Raw genomic sequence first — 901 nt, 5'->3', positions numbered from 1 at the left:
CCGTTCCCATGCCGAACACGGAAGTTAAGCGTCTCAGCGCCGAAAGTAGTTGGGGGATCTCCCCCTGTGAGGATAGGACGTTGCCAGGCTTTATTTTTTTAAAAAAGTTATTGACTTTACATAATATGACCTTTAAAATAGGTAAAGTCGATATGACTTAAAAAGGTCTCGTGGTGTAGGGGTTAACATGTCTGCCTGTCACGCAGAAGATCGCGGGTTCGAATCCCGTCGAGACCGCCATTTTTAATTTAATACGTATGGCTTTGTAGCTCAGTTGGTAGAGCAAAGGACTGAAAATCCTTGTGTCGGCGGTTCGATTCCGTCCAAAGCCACCATATAACACGCCGGTGTAGCTCAGTTGGTAGAGCATCTGACTTGTAATCAGAGGGTCGAGGGTTCGAATCCTTTCGCCGGCACCATTTTTTCATGGCGGTTGTGGCGAAGTGGTTAACGCACCGGATTGTGATTCCGGCATTCGAGGGTTCAATTCCCTTCAGCCGCCCCATTAAAATTTTAATGAGCCATTAGCTCAGTTGGTAGAGCATCTGACTTTTAATCAGAGGGTCGCAGGTTCGAGCCCTGCATGGCTCACCATTTCTCATTAATTTTTTATTCAATACGTAATTTCACATGCGGGTGTGGCGGAATTGGTAGACGCGCTAGACTTAGGATCTAGTGTCTTTGACGTGGGGGTTCGAGTCCCTTCACCCGCATCTCTAAATACTTATGCGGAAGTAGTTCAGTGGTAGAATACGACCTTGCCAAGGTCGGGGTCGCGGGTTCGAATCCCGTCTTCCGCTCCATCTTAATACGCGGTCGTGGCGGAATCGGTAGACGCGCTAGGTTGAGGGCCTAGTGGTGGTTAACACCGTGGAGGTTCAAGTCCTCTCGACCGCACCAT

At 48.8% G+C, this 901-nt stretch carries 8 tRNA genes and 1 rRNA gene; all 9 read left to right on the top strand.

The features are described 5' to 3' along the window. A 5S ribosomal RNA gene (gene rrf, locus KNO76_RS13855) occupies positions 1 to 89 on the top strand; the annotation flags it as partial. Positions 90 to 164: 75 nt separating this feature from the next. Beyond that, positions 165 to 240, top strand: a tRNA-Asp gene (locus KNO76_RS13850). Between the two features lie 19 nt (positions 241 to 259). Then, positions 260 to 335, top strand: a tRNA-Phe gene (locus KNO76_RS13845). An 8-nt stretch (positions 336 to 343) separates the two neighbouring features. Then, positions 344 to 419 (top strand) — tRNA-Thr (locus KNO76_RS13840). Between the two features lie 10 nt (positions 420 to 429). Then, positions 430 to 505, top strand: a tRNA-His gene (locus tag KNO76_RS13835). Between the two features lie 13 nt (positions 506 to 518). Further along, positions 519 to 594: transfer RNA gene (locus KNO76_RS13830), tRNA-Lys, on the top strand. Between the two features lie 38 nt (positions 595 to 632). Further along, positions 633 to 713, top strand: a tRNA-Leu gene (locus tag KNO76_RS13825). 15 nt (positions 714 to 728) lie between these two features. Continuing rightward, positions 729 to 803 (top strand) — tRNA-Gly (locus KNO76_RS13820). A gap of 9 nt (positions 804 to 812) precedes the next feature. Further along, a tRNA-Leu gene (locus KNO76_RS13815) sits at positions 813 to 900 on the top strand. Position 901 lies beyond the last annotated feature (1 nt).

Origin of the sequence: Exiguobacterium sp. s101 (assembly GCF_018617835.1) — a bacterium.
GTDB lineage: Bacteria > Bacillota > Bacilli > Exiguobacteriales > Exiguobacteriaceae > Exiguobacterium > Exiguobacterium marinum.
This window is presented reverse-complemented; position numbering and strand designations above follow the sequence as displayed.